10 protein-coding genes are annotated in these 17184 nt (G+C 63.8%); 7 read left to right on the top strand and 3 right to left on the bottom strand.

Annotated features, from left to right (window positions below; translation table 11 throughout):
* Positions 1-6: 6 nt before the first annotated feature.
* A complete protein-coding gene (locus LVJ94_29315; GenBank protein WXB01007.1) occupies positions 7-1128 on the bottom strand; it encodes a polyprenyl synthetase family protein in 1122 nt (373 codons plus the stop codon).
* A 610-nt stretch (positions 1129-1738) separates the two neighbouring features.
* Between LVJ94_29315 and LVJ94_29310 the strand changes: the two genes are divergently transcribed.
* The 5 genes from LVJ94_29310 to LVJ94_29290 are packed head-to-tail and all read left to right on the top strand — an operon-like array spanning position 1739 to position 8108.
* Positions 1739-3499 carry a hypothetical protein gene (locus LVJ94_29310; protein ID WXB01006.1) on the top strand — a complete coding sequence of 587 codons (1761 nt, stop codon included), beginning with the start codon at positions 1739-1741 and terminating at the stop codon, positions 3497-3499.
* A gap of 2 nt (positions 3500-3501) precedes the next feature.
* Positions 3502-4632, top strand: coding sequence for a Rieske 2Fe-2S domain-containing protein (locus LVJ94_29305; protein WXB01005.1), 1131 nt, complete (start codon positions 3502-3504; stop codon positions 4630-4632).
* The gene (locus LVJ94_29300; protein WXB01004.1) at positions 4632-5561 is read left to right on the top strand and encodes a class I SAM-dependent methyltransferase; all 930 of its coding nucleotides are present in this window, start codon (positions 4632-4634) and stop codon (positions 5559-5561) included. The genes LVJ94_29305 and LVJ94_29300 overlap by 1 nt, the downstream gene beginning before the upstream one ends.
* Positions 5558-6703: a Rieske 2Fe-2S domain-containing protein gene (locus LVJ94_29295; protein ID WXB01003.1), complete on the top strand. Its 1146-nt coding sequence runs from the start codon at positions 5558-5560 to the stop codon at positions 6701-6703. Before LVJ94_29300 ends, LVJ94_29295 begins: the two co-directional genes overlap by 4 nt.
* A 1-nt stretch (position 6704) precedes the next feature.
* A complete protein-coding gene (locus tag LVJ94_29290; GenBank protein WXB01002.1) occupies positions 6705-8108 on the top strand; it encodes a cytochrome P450 in 1404 nt (467 codons plus the stop codon).
* A 155-nt stretch (positions 8109-8263) separates the two neighbouring features.
* On the opposite strand, the gene LVJ94_29285 is transcribed toward LVJ94_29290, so the two are convergent.
* Positions 8264-9226 carry an SMP-30/gluconolactonase/LRE family protein gene (locus LVJ94_29285; GenBank protein ID WXB01001.1) on the bottom strand — a complete coding sequence of 321 codons (963 nt, stop codon included), beginning with the start codon at positions 9224-9226 and terminating at the stop codon, positions 8264-8266.
* A 149-nt stretch (positions 9227-9375) separates the two neighbouring features.
* Between LVJ94_29285 and LVJ94_29280 the strand changes: the two genes are divergently transcribed.
* Both LVJ94_29280 and LVJ94_29275 read left to right on the top strand, forming a co-directional pair.
* Entirely contained in the window at positions 9376-12726 is a 3351-nt protein-coding gene (locus LVJ94_29280; GenBank protein WXB01000.1) for a hypothetical protein, read from the top strand.
* A 367-nt stretch (positions 12727-13093) separates the two neighbouring features.
* On the top strand, positions 13094-15223 hold the full coding sequence (locus LVJ94_29275) for a phospholipase C, phosphocholine-specific (protein ID WXB00999.1): 2130 nt from the start codon (positions 13094-13096) through the stop codon (positions 15221-15223).
* Between the two features lie 149 nt (positions 15224-15372).
* On the opposite strand, the gene LVJ94_29270 is transcribed toward LVJ94_29275, so the two are convergent.
* Positions 15373-16863: a M1 family metallopeptidase gene (locus tag LVJ94_29270; protein ID WXB00998.1), complete on the bottom strand. Its 1491-nt coding sequence runs from the start codon at positions 16861-16863 to the stop codon at positions 15373-15375.
* Positions 16864-17184 lie beyond the last annotated feature (321 nt).

Genomic DNA, 17184 nt, shown 5'->3' with positions numbered 1-17184 from the left:
GCATGCTCAGCGACTCCGATGCGTGGCCATATGAGCGATCATCTGCAGGCAGGTTCGCCCCTCGCTTTGCGGCAATGTACCGATGCGGAGCAGCGCCTGATCCAACAGATCGAGCGCCACGCTCTTCGCACGGGTGATCGCACCCGTCCTCTCGAGGACCTCACGAACCTTGCCGTAGTTGGCCGCGAGCGTCTCGGCATCCGCGTTGTATTCTTCGAAGGCACTCCGAAGAATGTCCTGCTGCCGCGTCGACCCCATTTCGAGCGCATAGACCACGGGCAGTGTGATCCGGCGATTCTTGATGTCGCTTTTCGCCGGCTTGAGCAAAACGGCGTCGTCTCCGCAGTACGACAGAAGGTCGTCGATGATCTGATAGGCGATTCCGAGCCACTCCGCGTAGTCGCGCACCGCGGCCACCTGTTCGTCCGTGCCGCCCCCGAGGATCGCTCCGCTCTCGGCCGCCACGCGAAAAAGGCTCCCCGTCTTGCCCCGCACCATGTGCATGTATTCTTCACGCGATACCGAGCACACGCCCGCAAGCTGCGCCTCGTGCGCCTGGCCGCGACACAACTCCACGCATGCTTGCGAGAGCACCTCGAGAACCCGCACCACGCGCTCGGCCCCCACGGTCTTCCGGCACTGCGCCAGCGAGTGGTACGCGTAGAAGATGAACAGATCGCCCACGAGGATCGCGTTGTCGACACCGTACTTGCGCCAGATGGCGGTACGGCCGCGCCGCGTCTCGTCGCGATCGATGACGTCGTCGTGGATCAAGCTGGCCAGGTGTCCGAACTCGGTTCCCGCTGCCGCCGGCAGGACCTTCTGCGGATCTCCTCCCACGGCCCTGCACGATTCCACGAGCATCAGCCCGCGCAGCATCTTCCCGGGCGCACCCACGGCGTATTGCACCATGCGGTCCAGCGGATTCTCGTAACGCGGATCGACGTGGCGATGGACCTCGTCGCGTACCGCACCACCAATGGAGGTGAGTGTCTCGGCCTTCTCGGCCCATTTGGGGAAATGCTTCACGATGGCGCCAAGGTGGCTCGAAGCCTGGCTCGATGCCTGGTCGAGCCCCGTCGGTGCGGCGCTGTCCGACAAAGGCAACTCGGCTAAATTCGTCGTCATTCTCAATACCCCGTCATGCCCGGATTGACGAAATGGACCCATCCCCCCGCTCGAGACGGATACGAGTCGCGTCCAGTGGACTCCAACTTGACCACCGGTATCACCCCGCGTTTCAATTGGTGATATAGCCCGCAGTCCGATTGGGTCAACGAAATAAATGAATGTCACCCATCTGACACACGACGCTAAATTCGATTTAAGGACTGTTTGCGCAAATTTCGATGGCATACGCATTCGTGGATTTCTGCGCACGATAGCTTCCACTCGATCGGTCGATATAAGGCGATTATCGTCCGCGCTGTCGGTGCCTCCTGCCGGTGTCGATATTTGCGCAAAATGCATGTTTTTCGAAGAACGTGGCGTCGATCGGACACGCGATAATGAGGTCGTTCGACATCGAAGACATGCGTCGCCTTACGTTCGGTAAAAATAGTTTGGTGCCGAACTAACTCGAGTTAGTTCGTTGACTGTCTGCTCCGTCGGGCTATACAACCGAAATTGCCAATTGATGGGAGCGGGTTCCACAATGGCCGTCCCTCAGAGGAGCAACATGAGGCCCAGATACTACGTTGGTTTATCCGCGACCTTTCACGACCCGTCGGTCGCCATCGTGAGCCCGAAGGGAGAGGTCTTGTTCGCAGAAGCGATCGAGCGACCGCTGCAAGACAAACGAGCGCTCAATTGTCCACCCGATGGCCTCCTGCGCATGCCGGACCTCATTGCAAAATACTGCGATCCCGACGCGGAATTGGTCGCTGGAATCACCTTCAGCGACCGGCACTCGAAGGTGCAGGAGGCCGCGGCGCTCATCGGAGTAGGGCTACGGGCCGTTGCCGGAAGTGAAATGGCCTCCCGTCTGGAAGATGGGTACCTGCCCGACACCTGGCCCTATCCCAAGATGAATGCCGTCTTGACCTACATGCGCAACAGCGTCAGCGCGGCGGGCTTGGGCCTGCTCGGCAGCCGCATGATACGCAATTCGGTTCGAATCCGGCGCTATGAACATCACCTCACGCATGCAGCGTATGGCTGCTATTCGAGCCCCTTCGAACACGCCGCATGTGCGGTGATCGACGGGTGGGGCGAGACGGGATCCGTCGGGCTCTATGCTTACAAAAACGGCGCCCTCGAGGAGCTCGGCCCCTCGTCGAAAATCGCAGGAAGGAGCAGCCTTGGGTACTTCTATGCCATCGTGACCGCCCTCTGCGGCTTCGATCCGATGCAGGGCGAGGAATGGAAGGTGATGGGCCTTGCGCCGTATGGGCACGTCGATAAAGAGGTGTACGGTCTGCTCAAGCGCTTTTGCAAGGTCGACGGAATCCGTCTCAAACCGAGCGCGTCGGCGCGGGAACGCAGGCAGATTCGGGAGGCTCTGCTTCGCCGGCAACGCAAACCGGGTACGAAGCCCATCGAGGCTGCGAACCTGGCTCGGACCGGGCAGCAGGTGTTTTCCGAGATCATGCGGGAGCTGCTCCAGAATCTTCACGGACAGGGTATTTCGCACAATCTGGTGCTCACCGGCGGGTGCGCGCTCAATTCTTCGTACAATGGTCGCATTCTCGAGGAGACCTCGTTCGAGAGGCTGCACGTGCCGTCGGCCCCGGGGGACGATGGAAACAGTGTCGGGGCGGCGCTCCTGGCCTATTATGAAGATCATCCGCCGCAAAAGGCGCCCAAGAAGGTCTTGTCGCCATACCTCGGTACGGATATTTCGACCGAGACACGGGAGCACTTAATACGATTCAATTCGTCCCAGCGTCTCACCCATACGTCGGGCGATGAGGTCATTCGGCGGACGGCGAAGTTGCTGGCGCAAGGAAAAATCGTTGGCTGGATGCAGGGCAGGGCCGAGTTCGGGCCGCGCGCGCTCGGCAATCGATCCATCCTGGCCGATCCGCGCTCGCCCACCATGAAGGACGAAATCAATGGCCGCGTGAAGTTCCGTGAAGAATTTCGGCCCTTTGCACCGTCGATCTTGCACGAGTTCGGCCCCGAGTATTTCGAGGACTACCAGATGACCCCGTACATGGAGCGCACCTTGGTCTTCCGCAACGAGGTGCGCGCGAAGATTCCTGCCGTCGTTCACGAGGACGGTACGGGGCGCCTGCAGTCGGTGACCGAGGAGCTCGCGCCCATGTATTACCGGCTCATTCGCGCCTTCTACGAGTTGACCGGTATTCCCATCGTGCTGAATACGAGTTTCAACATCATGGGGAAACCGATTATCCACTCGGTCCAAGATGCGGTGGGGATGTTCTACACCACGGGGCTGGACGCTCTGGTGATCGACGACGTCGTCATCTTGAAAGACGAGGTGCGTACCGGGCGCGGGGTCGCGGACGCGCTGCAGGCTTCCGCGGTGGGAGGATGACCATGAACCACGCCGCGAGTTGGTATGCATTGGCTCGGTCGTCCGACATCGGAACGAAGCCAACACGGTTGCTTCGCTTCGGGGAGCGCTGGGTGGCTTGGCGCGATCGCGAGGGAAAGGCCGCCGTCATGGGCGAATCGTGCCCTCACTTCGGTGCGAGCCTCGCGGGAGGCCATGTGGACCGCGAAGGCTGCTTGGTGTGCCCCTTTCACCGGTGGCGTTTCGATGCGTCGGGCGCGTGCGTGGGGATTCCAGGTTCGGACGTGATTCCCGCCACGGCGCGCCGCAGGCCACTGGTGACGGTGGAACGCTACGGCATTCTGTGGGGCTGGTGGGGAAGCGGAGAGCCGCAGTTCTCGCTCCCCAATGTTCCCGAATACGACGAGCCGCGTGGCCGGAGCGTGCTCGACTTCTCCATCAACACGACGCTTCCGCTGGTCTTGGCCAATAGCTACGACGCGCGGCACCTGGTCGAAACGCACCGCTCCGCCGCCGTGCCGCGGTCGCGGACGCATGCAGAGGCGGAGTTCACACCCGAGGGCATCGCACCGGAAGCCTGGTGCGCCGCCGAACTGGAACTCGAGCTTTCACGGCAGACGTTGCGGGAGGCGGTCGCGCTGATTTCCGCCGAGCGGTCGTGGTACGGATTCACGACGACCCTGAGTGGCTTTTTGGGCACGTGGGTCATGACGCGTTTTGCCGGAATGCGATCCATTCGGGCACGGGTGAACGGCTGGCCGACAGGGCACCACGTCCGCGGGTACGTGGACGGAAAGCCCCAGTATAGCCTGCTCACCTCGGGCTGCCCGATCGACGAAACGCGCTGCCTGGTGCTGAGCGTCACCCTCCTGACGAAGCGCTCCGGGCCCGTCCGCGACTTCATGGGCACCCTCTTTTCGAACATGCAATTGCGCCAGGCCGCGGCGACCGATGCCGTCATTTTCGATACGCTCGATCTTCGCGCGCGCGGCGTCCACGTGCGGGAGGACCGCCCGATCCTGGAGTATTTGAAGCTTCACGAACGTTACGTGGGCCGGGTGGATCCCGCGTGGCTCGGGGAGCGGGCGCCGCGGCGCCGCAGCTCGCACGAGGGTCGTCGGGTGCACCTCGTGTCCAGCGGCGAGGGCGCGTGATGCCCAGCGTCGAGTACCATCGGCGTCGCTCCGGCATCGAGAGCGTCGCCGACACGGCGTTGTGGATTGCCGGCTACCGCGCCATGGAGACCGAGCGCCGTGACGCCCTCTTTCGTGACCCGCTGGCGGCCGTCTTGGCAGGTACGCGGGGTCGCGACATCGCGCGCTCGATGCCCAATGCGCGGGCCACCGCGTGGGGGATCGCCCTGCGCACCCGCGCCATCGACGAATTCGTTCTGAGTGCGGTGCACGACCGCGGCGTCGATACGGTTCTCAATTTGGGTGCCGGTCTCGATACCCGCCCGTATCGCCTCGATCTTCCTGCGAGGCTGCGTTGGGTCGAGGCCGACTTCCCCGACATGATCGCCTTCAAGGAGGAGCGCCTCCGTGCGCGCGTGCCGCGATGCCGCCTCGAGCGGCGCGCCTGCGATCTGTCCGGCGCGGCCGATCGCGATTCGCTCTTCGAGAGCGTCGCGGAAGGCTCGCGGTGCGTGCTGGTCATCACGGAGGGGGTCATCGCCTATTTGACCGAGGAGCAGGCCGCGGAGCTCTCCCGCGCCCTTCTCGGGCAGCCGCGCTTTCGGTATTGGGTGCAGGACGTTTCGACGTCTTCCGTGATGCGAAGGGTTCGCAAACGGTGGGCAAAGCAGCTCGAGCACCATGCGCCGTTTCGGTTTTTTCCGAGCAGCGACCGTTGGCGGCGGGATCCCAACAAGAACGAGTGGGTGGCGTTCTTCGAGGGGCAGGGGTGGAAGACCACCAAGATTCGCTATTCGACGGAGGAAGGGGAGCGCTTGCAGAGGGCGATGCCGCTGTCGTGGCTCCTGCGGCTCGCCGGCCCGGTCCTCGGCGCCTCGAAGAGGAATCGGATTCGGACCATGTCCGGCTACGTGATGCTGCAGCGAAAGAACGACGAGGAGCGATCATGAGCTTTGCCGCAAGCTGGTACGCATTGGCCCGATCGTCGGAGATCGGTACGAAACCGAAGCGCCTGACGCGTTTTGGAAAAAATCTGGTCGCGTGGCGCGATCGCCAAGGCAAGCCGTCGGTAATGGGGGAGTCGTGCCCGCACTTCGGGGCGAGCCTCGCGGCCGGGCACGTCGATCGTGACGGCTGCTTGGTGTGCCCTTTTCACCGATGGCGTTTCGATGCGGGTGGTGCGTGCGTGGGCATTCCTGGCTCCAACGTGATCCCGCCCACGGCCCATCGCAGTCCGATGGTGACGGCCGAGCGCTACGGCCTCGTGTGGGCATGGTGGGGTAGCGCGGAGCCTCGGTTCGCGCTCCCAGATTTTCCCCAGTACGATGACGCGAAAGCGCGGTCGGTTCACGAGTTCGCGATTCGAACACCGGTACCGGTCATCGTGGCCAATTCGTACGACGCGCGTCACTTCGTCGAGTTCCATCGTACGCCGGCCGCGGCGATTCGGTTTCGCGCGGAGACCGAATCAGGCAAGGCCCTCGAGCCGGTGGGCATCGACACGGACGCGTGGTGCGGGTCGAACGCGGTGGTCGAGTTGCCGGATATGAGCTTTGGCGAAGCGCTCGATTCCGCCCTTGCGGAGCGCTCGCGCGGACAATTCATGACCACGCTTTCCACCGTGATGGGCACGTGGCTGATGATGCGTACGGCGAACATGCGCACCATTCGGACCGAGATGCATGGATGGCCCACCGGCCACTCCACGACGACATTCATCGACGAAAAACCTAAATACGCATTGCTGGCGGCGGCTTGTCCCGTGGATGAATCACAGAGCATGCTGTTCGGGGTGATGACCCAGTCGCACAAGCGCGGGCCCATCCGCGATGGCCTCGCGTCGCTCGTTTCCGGAGCGCAATTCGCGCAACACGTCGGCGCCGACGTTGCGATCATGGAAACGCTGAATTTCGACGCGCGCGGTGTGCACGTGCGCGAGGACCGCGCCACGCTCGAATACTTGAAGCTTTACGACAAGTTCGTGGGCCGTGTCGATCCCGCGTGGCTCGAAGGCTGGCCCTACGAGGGCCGCCACCTGTCCCTCGCACGCAAGGGACGCAACGGCGTGCAACGAGCGAGCAGCGGTCTCTGACATGCTTCCCCCTGGTCCTTCGTCACACCCGGCGGTGCAAGCCTTTCGCTATTTGCGTGAGCCGTTTGCATTCCTCGACGATTGCGCGAAGCGGTTCGGCGACAAGTTCACCGTTCGCGTTCCACGCCGTCCTCCCCTCGTTTTCATCAACGAGCCGGACGCGATCAAAGAGATCTTCGCCGCGCCGACCGACGTGGTGCTCACCGGGGAGGCCAACGCGTCCGTCGGCTTCACGTTTGGCCGCCACTCGCTGATCCTGCTCGATGGCAAGCGGCACGAGCGCGAGCGCCGCTTGCTCATGCCTCCCTTTCACGGCGAGCGCATGGCCACCTACCTCGAGCAGATCGTGCACATCACCGAGCGCGCGATGGGCCCGATTCGTCCGGGGGATACGTTCTCCATTCGTGCCACGATGGAGACGATCACGTTGGACGTCATCCTCGAGTGTGTCTTCGGCATCGGGCCCGGCCCCCGGCAAGAGCGATTCCGGGACCTGCTTCGCACGTTCATCAAAGAAGGAAAAACCACGCCAGCGTACATGCATGTCCTGGGCATGCTCTTTCGCGATCGCGCTGCGTTTCGCGAATTCCTCGCGACCAAGGTCGCGCCCATGACCGATGTCTTGCCCAGCGTTCTACGCTTCCTCCCGACGGCCAGCGTCGCGCGGTGCATCCGCGATCTCGACCGCCTCCTCTTCGACGACATTGCCGTGCGCCGTGCCAAAGTTACCAAGGGCGGTGTCGACGTCATGTCGATGCTGCTCGCCGCCCGCTACGAAGACGGCCGTGGCCTCGGCGACGAGGAGCTTCGCGACGAAATGATGACGATGCTTATTGCCGGTCACGATACGACGGCCACGACCTTGGCGTTTGCCGTGAGCAAGCTTCTCGAGAGCCCGCACGTGCTCGAGCAGGTGCGCGACGAGCTCGCGCGCGTCGTCGGCGCACGCGCGCTCACGCCCGAGCTCCTGCGCGAGCTGAAATACCTCGATGCCACCGTCAAGGAGGTGCTTCGCCTCTACGATCCTGCACCGGGTTTTGCTCGCGTGCTGGCCAAGCCGCTGCGCGTCGGCGGGTACGACTTGCCCGCCGGGGTGATGGTTACCACCTCGACGTACCTGCTCCACCGGGATCCGCGCTTTTGGACGAATCCTCACGGCTTCGATCCGTCGCGCTTTCTCGACCGGAGGGTGCGCCCCACGCAATACGTTCCCTTCGGTGGCGGCTCGCGCACGTGCCTTGGCATGGCCTTCGCGCTCTACGAGACGAAGGTCGTCCTCGCCCATTTGATCCATCGGACGAGGCTGCGCGCCATCCCGGGACCGCCGCTCAATCTGGCCATTGCCGGCTTGATCTACGGCCCATCGCACGACGTGCCCGTCATCCTCGAGCGACGCGCAGCCTAAGGTAAAAGTCGAAGGCAGAGATTTAACCGCCAGGACGCCAAGGACGCCAAGATGGATGGGGTGGGTGAGGAACGCTTCCTTCACAAATCCCAAGCCCTTGGCGTTCTTGGCGTCTTGGCGGTTCAAATCTCCTAGTGGATAGGCTCTACGTGCAATTACGGTGTGTCGATGGCCACTGCGCTGTACGGCGTGGTTGGCGTCGGCGGGGTGGTGAACCGCGCGTTGGGCAAATACAATCGATGGCCGAAGGCGGCCACCGTGGCCGGCACGTCGAAGGCGGGATCGGTCACCCGCGTGAGGACTTTGCCCGACGAGCCCGCGAAGTCGAGCCGGACCTTCGCCACTTGGTTCAAGCGATTTTGCACCACGTATAGATTGCGGCCCTGACGGAGCAATCCATCGCCGTTGGGCAGCGATTCCTCGCCGAGATCCACGAGCTTCGTCGCGCCCGTATCCGGATCGACTTGAAACAGCTTTCCCGTGTTCGATTGAACGAGGACGAGCGAACGCTGATCCGGTGAGGTGACGATGCCATTGGCATTGATGCCGGTGCCATAGACGATGTCGCCCGTGAGGGGCACCCGCACGACCTCGCTGGGATCCGGCAGGGTGCGCCGCCAGCCAGAGAGCGGAAGTTTGTAAAGGACCGGCACTCGGGAATCGGTGAACCAGGCGGCATCGCGCGTGAGCACGACGTCGTTCACGAAGGTATCGCCGGTGGCGAAGGTGTAGCTGGCCAGCACCTCGCCGGTGTAGGTATCCACCACTCGGGCATTGCCGCCCGCACCACCGGCGACGAAAAGGCGATTTCGGTCGTCGACCTTTAGGCCGAGCGACGGCGTTCCAGGTCCCGCGCTGAAGACGGCGCCCTGGCCGGTGCGCAGATCGACCCGGTAGATGGCCCCGTTCACTCGGGAGCCAAAATAGGCCTTGGCCCCGGGCCCGGTGGCGATGCCCTCGGGCTGAAAGCCGTCGGGAAGCGAAAAACTCGTCGGCCATGCGGCCCCGTCCGTCTCGTCCGTCCTGGTGCCCTCGTCCGCATGTGCGGGCACGAACGGCCCCGCCGATGCCACGGAAAGCAGCGCGAGTGCTGCAATGGCAAGAAATCTACGACGCATGTTCAATCTCCGAAGTTCGAAGGGTCCCCGGTGGATGACTGCTGTTGCCCAGGGGAGATGACACCTCCGGCGCAAGCTCGCAAGCCGCCGAGGCGTAGTTTTCGTGCCGGCGCGCGTGCAAGGCGGTACACGTCATAGGACGCGTGGCGATGGATCCGAGCGACATCGAGGAGAAACTGAGGCGTGCCTTCCCGGGCGCCGTGTTGATCGATCCTCGGCTGCTGCGGCGGGTGATCAAGGCGCACAAGAACCTCGACGGGCTGTCGTTCTCCATTCCGCACGAGCGGTGCTACGCGCTTCGACGGGACGCGCTGCTCTCCCTGGCCGGGGCGGAGCTCGGTTCGGCGGCCTTGCTCGACAAGGTCGTCCTCGTGGCGCGCCCTGCACCGCGGGAGATGGCCAAAAAGCCGCCGCACGAGCTCATGACCCAGCTTTTGCGCGCGGCGTTTCACGGCCAGGTGCACCTTCGCATCGAGCAGCGCATCGAGGACGGTGCCCTGACCGACGCGGCCATCCGCGCGTGCATCGATCGCATCGGCCAGACGGAGTTCGACGAGATCCGTGCGACGTTGCGCCACGACGATCTGTTGCTGCCGCCCTATGGCGATCGCGAGGTGTATGCGGAGTTTGCCGCATTGTACCTCGAGCTCCGGCATTTCGCCCCGGGCCTTTTGCCCATGACCTTCCCGGGCCTTCTCCATTGGGATCGGGTGGACGAGGTGCTCGCACGCGACGTGGACGTGCGTCCGCCCGAGGGGCTGTTGACCGAATCGCAAGTACAGGCCGCGGCGGCACCGCGCGCGGAGTCCCGCCCGCGCCGTCCGCCGGCGCACCTTCACGCCAAATGGCTTCTCTACGCGTCCTCGCGGGCGCGCGAGCGGGGCCAGGTCACGCGGGCTGTGCTCCATGCCGCGCGCGCGGTGTCGGCGCAGGATCCCGACATGGCCATCAAGGCGCGCGACGCCGTGCAGGCCGATCTCGGTGCCCTTGCCGACAGGCTGGGGGCGGCGTTGCGGCCGGCCGGACCTGGCGGGGAACAGCCGCCTTCGCGTGACGAGTGGGTGGCCGCGCTCACCGAGGTGGCGACGAGCGCCGTGTCGGAGCGAAGTGCCCGCCGGCCCTCGGCGCGGCTCATCGAGGAGCTGGAACGGGCCGCGCGCGAAAGTGAGGAGGAACCGCGCGCGGTCGATCTGGTGACGTGGGCGCTGTCGCGCGGAAAGACACCGCTGGTGCGCGGGCTGCCGGCGACGCGGGAAATCCGCATCGCGCGGCGCGTGCGCTCGGCCATGCGATGGCTCTGGCAGGTGCCGGCGTTTGGCGAGCGAAAGCTCCTGGTCAATCTGTTGCGCTGGGCGCAAGACCGCGCCGACGCGAACGTCTCCGCCGTGCTTCGCCCGCGCATCCTCGACGTGCTCGCGGCGGTGGGGCTCCAGCCGGGCAATCTTCCCGAGCGCATTGCCCAATACAAATTGATCGAGGAGCTTCTCGACCAAGGCGTCGAGCGAGGCTTCATCCAATTTGCGCACTTGCGCGATGCGATTGCGCGAAACCAACTCAAGCTCGAAGATCTGGCCCGGCCGCACGACCTCGTCTCCGGCGACCCCTTGCTGCGGGCCGACGCCATGCTCGCTTCGCGACTCGACGGTGTGTACCGGCGCGGTGAAGTCTATTTGCGATTTCTCCAGAAGGTCAGCTCCGTGGCCTTTGGCACGCGGGTCGGGCGGTTTCTCAGTTTGTACGCGATTTTGCCATTGGGCGGCTCGTTCGTGATTCTCGAGGGGGTCGGTCACTTGATTGCGCCGATCGCCCGCGCGCTCGGGGTGGTTGGCTCCGCGCCGGTCATCTTGACGCCGGTGTCGTTCCTCGTCACGGCGGCACTCGTCTTCGCGCTGGTGCACAGCGAAATCGCGCGCAGGGTGGCCCGCGGCCTCTTTCGCATCGTGGCGCGCGTGCTCGGCGCCGTATTTTTGCGCATTCCGCGGTGGGTGCTCACGCGACCGAGCGTGCGCGCGTTCCTTCGAAGTCGCCCCGTTCGTTTTGCGCTTCGCCGCATCGTGTTCCCCGCAATGCTCACGGCGCTGGTGGTGCTGGTCACGCCGCTCTCGGCACTTCCCCTTTGGGGCACCTTGCCTTCCGCGCTCGCACTCTTCGCGCTCTCCAGCTGGGCCTTCGACTCGCGTGCCGCGCGCCTCGTCGAGGACGTCGCCCTCGATTGGCTCGGCCCCACGTGGCGCACGCTCCGCGGGCAGCTCCTGCCCGGCCTTTTTCGGCTGATTGCGGGACTTTTCCGCTTCCTGATGGACACCCTCGAGCGGGCCATCCACCGCGTGGACGAATGGTTCCGCGTCGGCCAGCAGCCTTGGCGCGCGACCATCGCGTTCAAAGCGGGGCTGGGCCTGGTGTGGTTCGTCGTTGCCTATGTCGTGCGGCTCTACACGACATTGCTCGTCGAGCCGGAGCTGAATCCCATCAAGCATTTTCCGGTGGTGACCGTCGCACACAAATTGCTTTTGCCATTCTCGCCGGAAATGCTCGCTGCCTTGAACGCGCCGCTGTCCGTGTTGGGGCCCGTCGTCGGTGGAGCGGTGGCCGCGACCACGGTGTTTCTCCTGCCCAGCGTATTTGGCTTTTTGGTTTGGGAATTCCAAGAGAATCGCAATCTGTACCGCGCGAGCCGAACGAAATCGCTGCACCCCGTCCGGGTTGGCCACCACGGGGAAACCATGGGTCGATTGATGGTCCCCGGGTTCCACTCGGGCACGTTGCCCAAGCTCTACGATCGGCTGCGGCGTGCCGTGCAGCGCGCGGAGGACGAGGAAGATGCCCTTTTGCGTTTTCGCGAGGGCATTTCCAGCGTGTCCGAGGCCATCGAGCGGTTCGTCACCCGAGAGTGGCTCGCGTTGCTCTACTCGCCGGCGAACGAAACGCCGCGTTGGACCCACGGTCCACTCGAAGTCGAGCGCATCCTTCTCGGCTCGAACCGCGTGCGCATCCGCATCGTGTGCCCGGCGCTGGGCGACGACGCGTGCGAAATCGCCTTCGACGAGCAATCCGGGTTGCTCGTGGCCAGCGTGAGCGAATCCGGCTTTCTGGGCCGGCTGCGCGCGGAGGACGACCGCGTGCTCTTCGAGAATGCACTCGCCGGCTTTTACCACTTGGCGGGCGTCGACCTCGTGCGGGAGGAAATCCAGGCCATGCTTGGCGCCACCGTGCACTACGACATTTCGGACGAGGGCCTGGTGATTTGGCCGGACCCTACCTACCGCACCGAGGTGATCTATCCGCTGCGCGGCGTCAAATTGGGCGCAACCATCGAGCCGCAGGTGCGCGGTGCATGGCCGGTCGAGCGACCACCCGTCATTGACGAGCGACGATTTTTCTTTCGCCACAGGCCCATCCCTTGGGCCGATTGGCAAAGAGCGTGGGACGCAGCCGCCCGCCGCGAAGGCCCCATTCCGCGCCTCATGTCCGGGAGCTGGTTGATCCCTTCGGAGCTCTAAGATCGATGGCTTGTCCCAGTCTGCCGAGTGCGCGCCCGTCGAGCAGCGGCAGCGCGACAATCCCGGCGAGGCCGGCGCCTTTGTCCGTCACACGCGCGAGGATCGCCCGGACGTTATGGCGATTCTTGCTTTCTAGACGACACATCGCGCCGGTCCCGCCGGTTTTGTCCCGCTGCCGCCGTTCTCGCACAGCGGAGACGCGAGAACTTTCACCTACCTTCGACAGTTGCCTCGCGTTGTCCTTTTGCAAGCAACGGATGCGCTAAATCCGTGTGACGATTTCGAATCGTCGATATTGCGCCCGATACCTATTTATGGATTTCATCTAGCTTGTCGCGCGGGGGCGCAACCCGCCGGGAGGCAGACGGTGAGCACCGATTCCAAAGATATTACGCGACGCGACTTTCTTGCGGGCCTCGCCGGCGCCGCCGCCCTTACCGCCTGCGGCTCCGAAGGGGACGAAACCCCGCCGCCCGGCGGCTCCCCGGATGCGGCCACGGGAAACCCGGACGGGCCATCGGCCGATGGGTCACCCACGAATCCGCGCAGCGGATCGATCGCCGACATCGAACATGTCATCATTTTGATGCAGGAGAATCGCTCGTTCGACCATTACTTCGGCGCCATGCGGGGCGTTCGCGGGTTTGCCGACCGGGCGGCTGTTCCCCTGCGCACGGGGCGAAACGTCCTGTATCAACCGGACAAGTGGCGAATCTTCGATGGGCAATACCTGCTTCCATTCCACGTGGATACGAAGACGACGAACGGCCAACAACTGGCCGACCTCGCCCACGGGTGGAGCGACCAGCACAACGCCGTGGCCGACGGTGCGAACGACGGGTGGGTCAACGCCAAGGGCGAGCTGACCATGGCCTATTTCACCCAGGCCGATGTGCCCTTCCACCAGGCCCTGGCCGACGCTTTCACCATTTGCGATCACAATTTCTGCTCCGTATTGGGCCCCACCACGCCGAATCGCCTGCACCTCTTCACCGGCACCATCGACGCCGACGGCAAATATGGGTCGCCCACCACGGGCAACCCCTCCGACTACAAGCCCGTCCTCTCATGGACCACCTATCCGGAGCGCCTCCAAGAAAAGGGCATTACCTGGAAGGTGTATTCGAACCACGAAGTGGGCGATGATCCGTTCGGCCATCCCTTCGTGGGCGATTACGGCGACAACCCGCTCTGGCTCTTCCACGCCTACCACGATGCGCTGAAGGACCCGGCCAAGAAGGACCTGGCCGATCGCGCCGGCGTCCGTGAAGAATGGGAGGCGGACTCCGGCAAGGGCAAGGACGTGAACCACGTCTTGGCCGACTTCATCAACGACTGCAACGCGAACGCGCTGCCCAAGGTGTCGTGGATTGTCGCCCCGTACGGGTACACGGAACACCCGACGGCGCGCCCGGTGGATGGTGCCGCGTACATTCAAGGCGTTCTCAACGCGTTGTGGGCCCATCCCGAGATTTGGGCCAAGACGGCGGTCATCATCAACTACGACGAGAACGATGGCTTCTTCGACCACGTGCCGCCGCCCATGGCGCCGCCGAACACGCCGGGCGAGTGGGTCGAGGGCAAGCCCGTGGGCTTTGGTCCTCGGGTGCCAATGCTCATCATCTCGCCGTGGTCGCGGGGCGGGTGGGTCAATTCGCAGGTCTGCGATCACACCTCGGTCATTCGGTTCTTGGAAAAGTGGACCGGCGTGGCCGAGCCCAACATTTCCAATTGGCGTCGTACGATGAGCGGCGATTTGACCAGCTGCTTCGATTTCAGCACCAAGGATACGTCGATTCCCGAATTGCCCGACACCGCCGTGTTGCGCAAGCAGGCCGACGACGCCCAGGGCAGCCTTCCTCCTCCGTTGCCGCCGTTGCCCGGGAAGCAGAAGCTGCCCATTCAGGAGCCGGGCACGCGCAAGGCGCGGCCGCTTCCGTACCAACCCGTGGCGAAGGCCACCGTGGACGTGCAGAACGCCAAGATCTCGCTCAGCGTGGACAACCAGGGCGATGCGGCGCTGCAGGTGTTCGCCTACGACGCGCTCAACCTTCCGACGCCGGGGCGTTACGACGTAGGGCCGAAGGGAAATGCGACCGCGTCCATCTCCGTCACCGATGGCGCTCGAAAATACGCGTTGACCGTGCTCGGGCCGAATCGGTTCCTCGCGCAGTTCGCCGGCGCCCTCGATGCGCCAAGCGCGGGGGTCGAGGTGGTTCCGTCCCTCGGGGGCGATCCCGCCTCGCCCAAGCTGACCCTGACGTTCACCAACGCTTCGGCGACCGCCGTCACGGTGACCGTCAAGGCCCTGTACTACCGCGAGGATGGCCCGTGGACCTACGTGCTCGAGCCGGGGCAATCCGCCTCGAACACGTGGGACCCACTTGGGGATTCGCAGGGCTGGTACGACCTCGAAGCCAGCATCGAGGACGAGCCCTCGTTCTACCGCCGCTTCTCGGGCCGCCTGGAAAACGGTCGCGAAGGCGTTACCGGCTAAAAGAGGAGAGGGATTTACAGGAAGACGGGAAGACGGGAAGATTTTTTAGGATTTTCAATTGGCCCATTGAGGCAATGGAAAACCCAAAAATTTCCCTCTTTCCTTCCCGTCTTCCCGTCTTCCTGTTCAAATCTCTACGGCCGATCGAGTTACCGGGATTCGCCCGAGGCGAGCAACGCGTGGGTGCGTTGGATTTCGGCGAAGGATGGTGGATCGGCCTGCGATGCGAAGGCATCGACGGTGGAGGCGCCGGGCGGGCTCGAGGGGCGGCCTTTCTTGAAGAGCCAGGTGTCGAACACGGTCTTCAGGGAACGGCCCGCGAGGCGCTCGGAGAGGGCAATGAACTGCTCGATGGTGCCGGTGCTCTTTTTGCGCTCCGATTGCCACGTCTTCAAAATGTTGAAGAACGTGGTGTCGCCCACGGCCACGCGAACCGCGTGAACGGCGAGTGCGCCGCGGTCGTAGATGGCCGAGTTGAACTCGTTGCCCGCGCCCGGCTCGGCGACCACCACCTGCCAGAACGAGCTGCCCGACGAGTGCGAGTTGTACGTGGAGTTCGCGAGCTCCTGCGCCGTGCCATTCCCAGTGTGCTCGGACCAGAGCCACTCGGCGTAGGAGGCGAATCCCTCGTTCAGCCAAATGTTGCGCCAGGTGTCGACCGACACGCTGTCGCCCCACCACTGATGGGCATTCTCGTGGGCGACCACGCTGGTGCTGGTCCCGAAGGAGAAGAAGCTCGCGCTGTAGACCGGGCGCGTCTGTGTTTCCAGCGCAAAGCTGATGCCCTTCACCACCACGCCGCCGATGGCCTCGAAGGGGTAGGGGCCGAAGACGGTGCTCAGATAGTCGATGATTTCCGGCGTCCGATTGAGGCTAGTTTTGGCGTTGGTCAGGTTCGAGCCCGTAACGTCGGACGCATAGCCGGTCACGAAGGGGCGCCCGCCGGCCGTCGTGGAGGTCTGCGCAATCTTCCCGATGGTGACGAAGGTCAAATACGTGGCACCGGGTGTGTCGCTATGCCAATTCCACCGTTTGAGGCCGCCCGGTTCGATGGCGGTGCCTTGAAGCACACCGTTGGAGACCACGGTGGTGCCATCGTCGGGGACGGCGATCGAAACGTCGTACGTGGCTTTGTCGCGCGGGTGGTCGCTGCTGGGGAACCAGTAACGCGCAATGTGCGGCTCGTTCACGGCCATGGCCACGGTGGAGGTTTTGCGCCACGTGGTGCCGGAAACCGAGGATGGCGTATCGGAATACGTCACCTCGACGGTGAATGCGCTGCTGCCCGGCAGGGGTGAGGCCGGGGTCACCGTGTATTCGTTCCCGCTGCGCGAGAACGTGGCATTCGCGCCATTGACTTTGACCGCACTCACGGCCAGCGCAAAATCGAGGTTGAAGGCCGAGAGCTCTTGCACCGCCGTGGCCTTGATGGACGTCGTTCCCGAGAGCACGCCGGTGCTCGGGCGATAGGTCAAATGAAGGTCGTAATGATCGACGTCGTAACCGCCATTGCCGTCGGTCGGATAGTACGGATCGCCCAAACCGGAAGAACCCGGACTTGCCGCAATGGCGGTGCCGCCCAATAGAATCAACGCTGCGCTGATGGCGAATGGAGAAATGCTTCGAAAACGAGAGCGCATGACCGATACCTCCTCGAGAGGAACAACGGGTCGAAAGCAGCGTGGGCGCACCTGATATAGTGGGATTCGGCGATTGCATTAACGTCTTCTTGCCGCCCAGCTCCAATCAGCTCCGACACGTACGGACACGAGGACACGTGACGGGGCGTCATCGCGATGTCGTTTTGATCCGTTCGTCCGGGGTTCGAGATGGCGAAAAGCCGGCGTCGAATGGAATGGGTCCCATTTCTCAGCTGAGCCGTCGATGGCACGCTTGTGGTTGTCAATGGTACATCTTCGTTGCTACGAAGAACGTGGCGTCCTCGACGGCGTGAATGGAAA

The sequence above is a fragment of the Sorangiineae bacterium MSr11367 genome (genome assembly GCA_037157805.1).
GTDB classification, from domain to species: domain Bacteria; phylum Myxococcota_A; class Polyangia; order Polyangiales; family Polyangiaceae; genus Pendulispora; species Pendulispora rubella.
The sequence above is the reverse complement of the archived record's forward strand: the minus strand, read 5'-3'. Positions and strand labels throughout refer to the sequence as shown.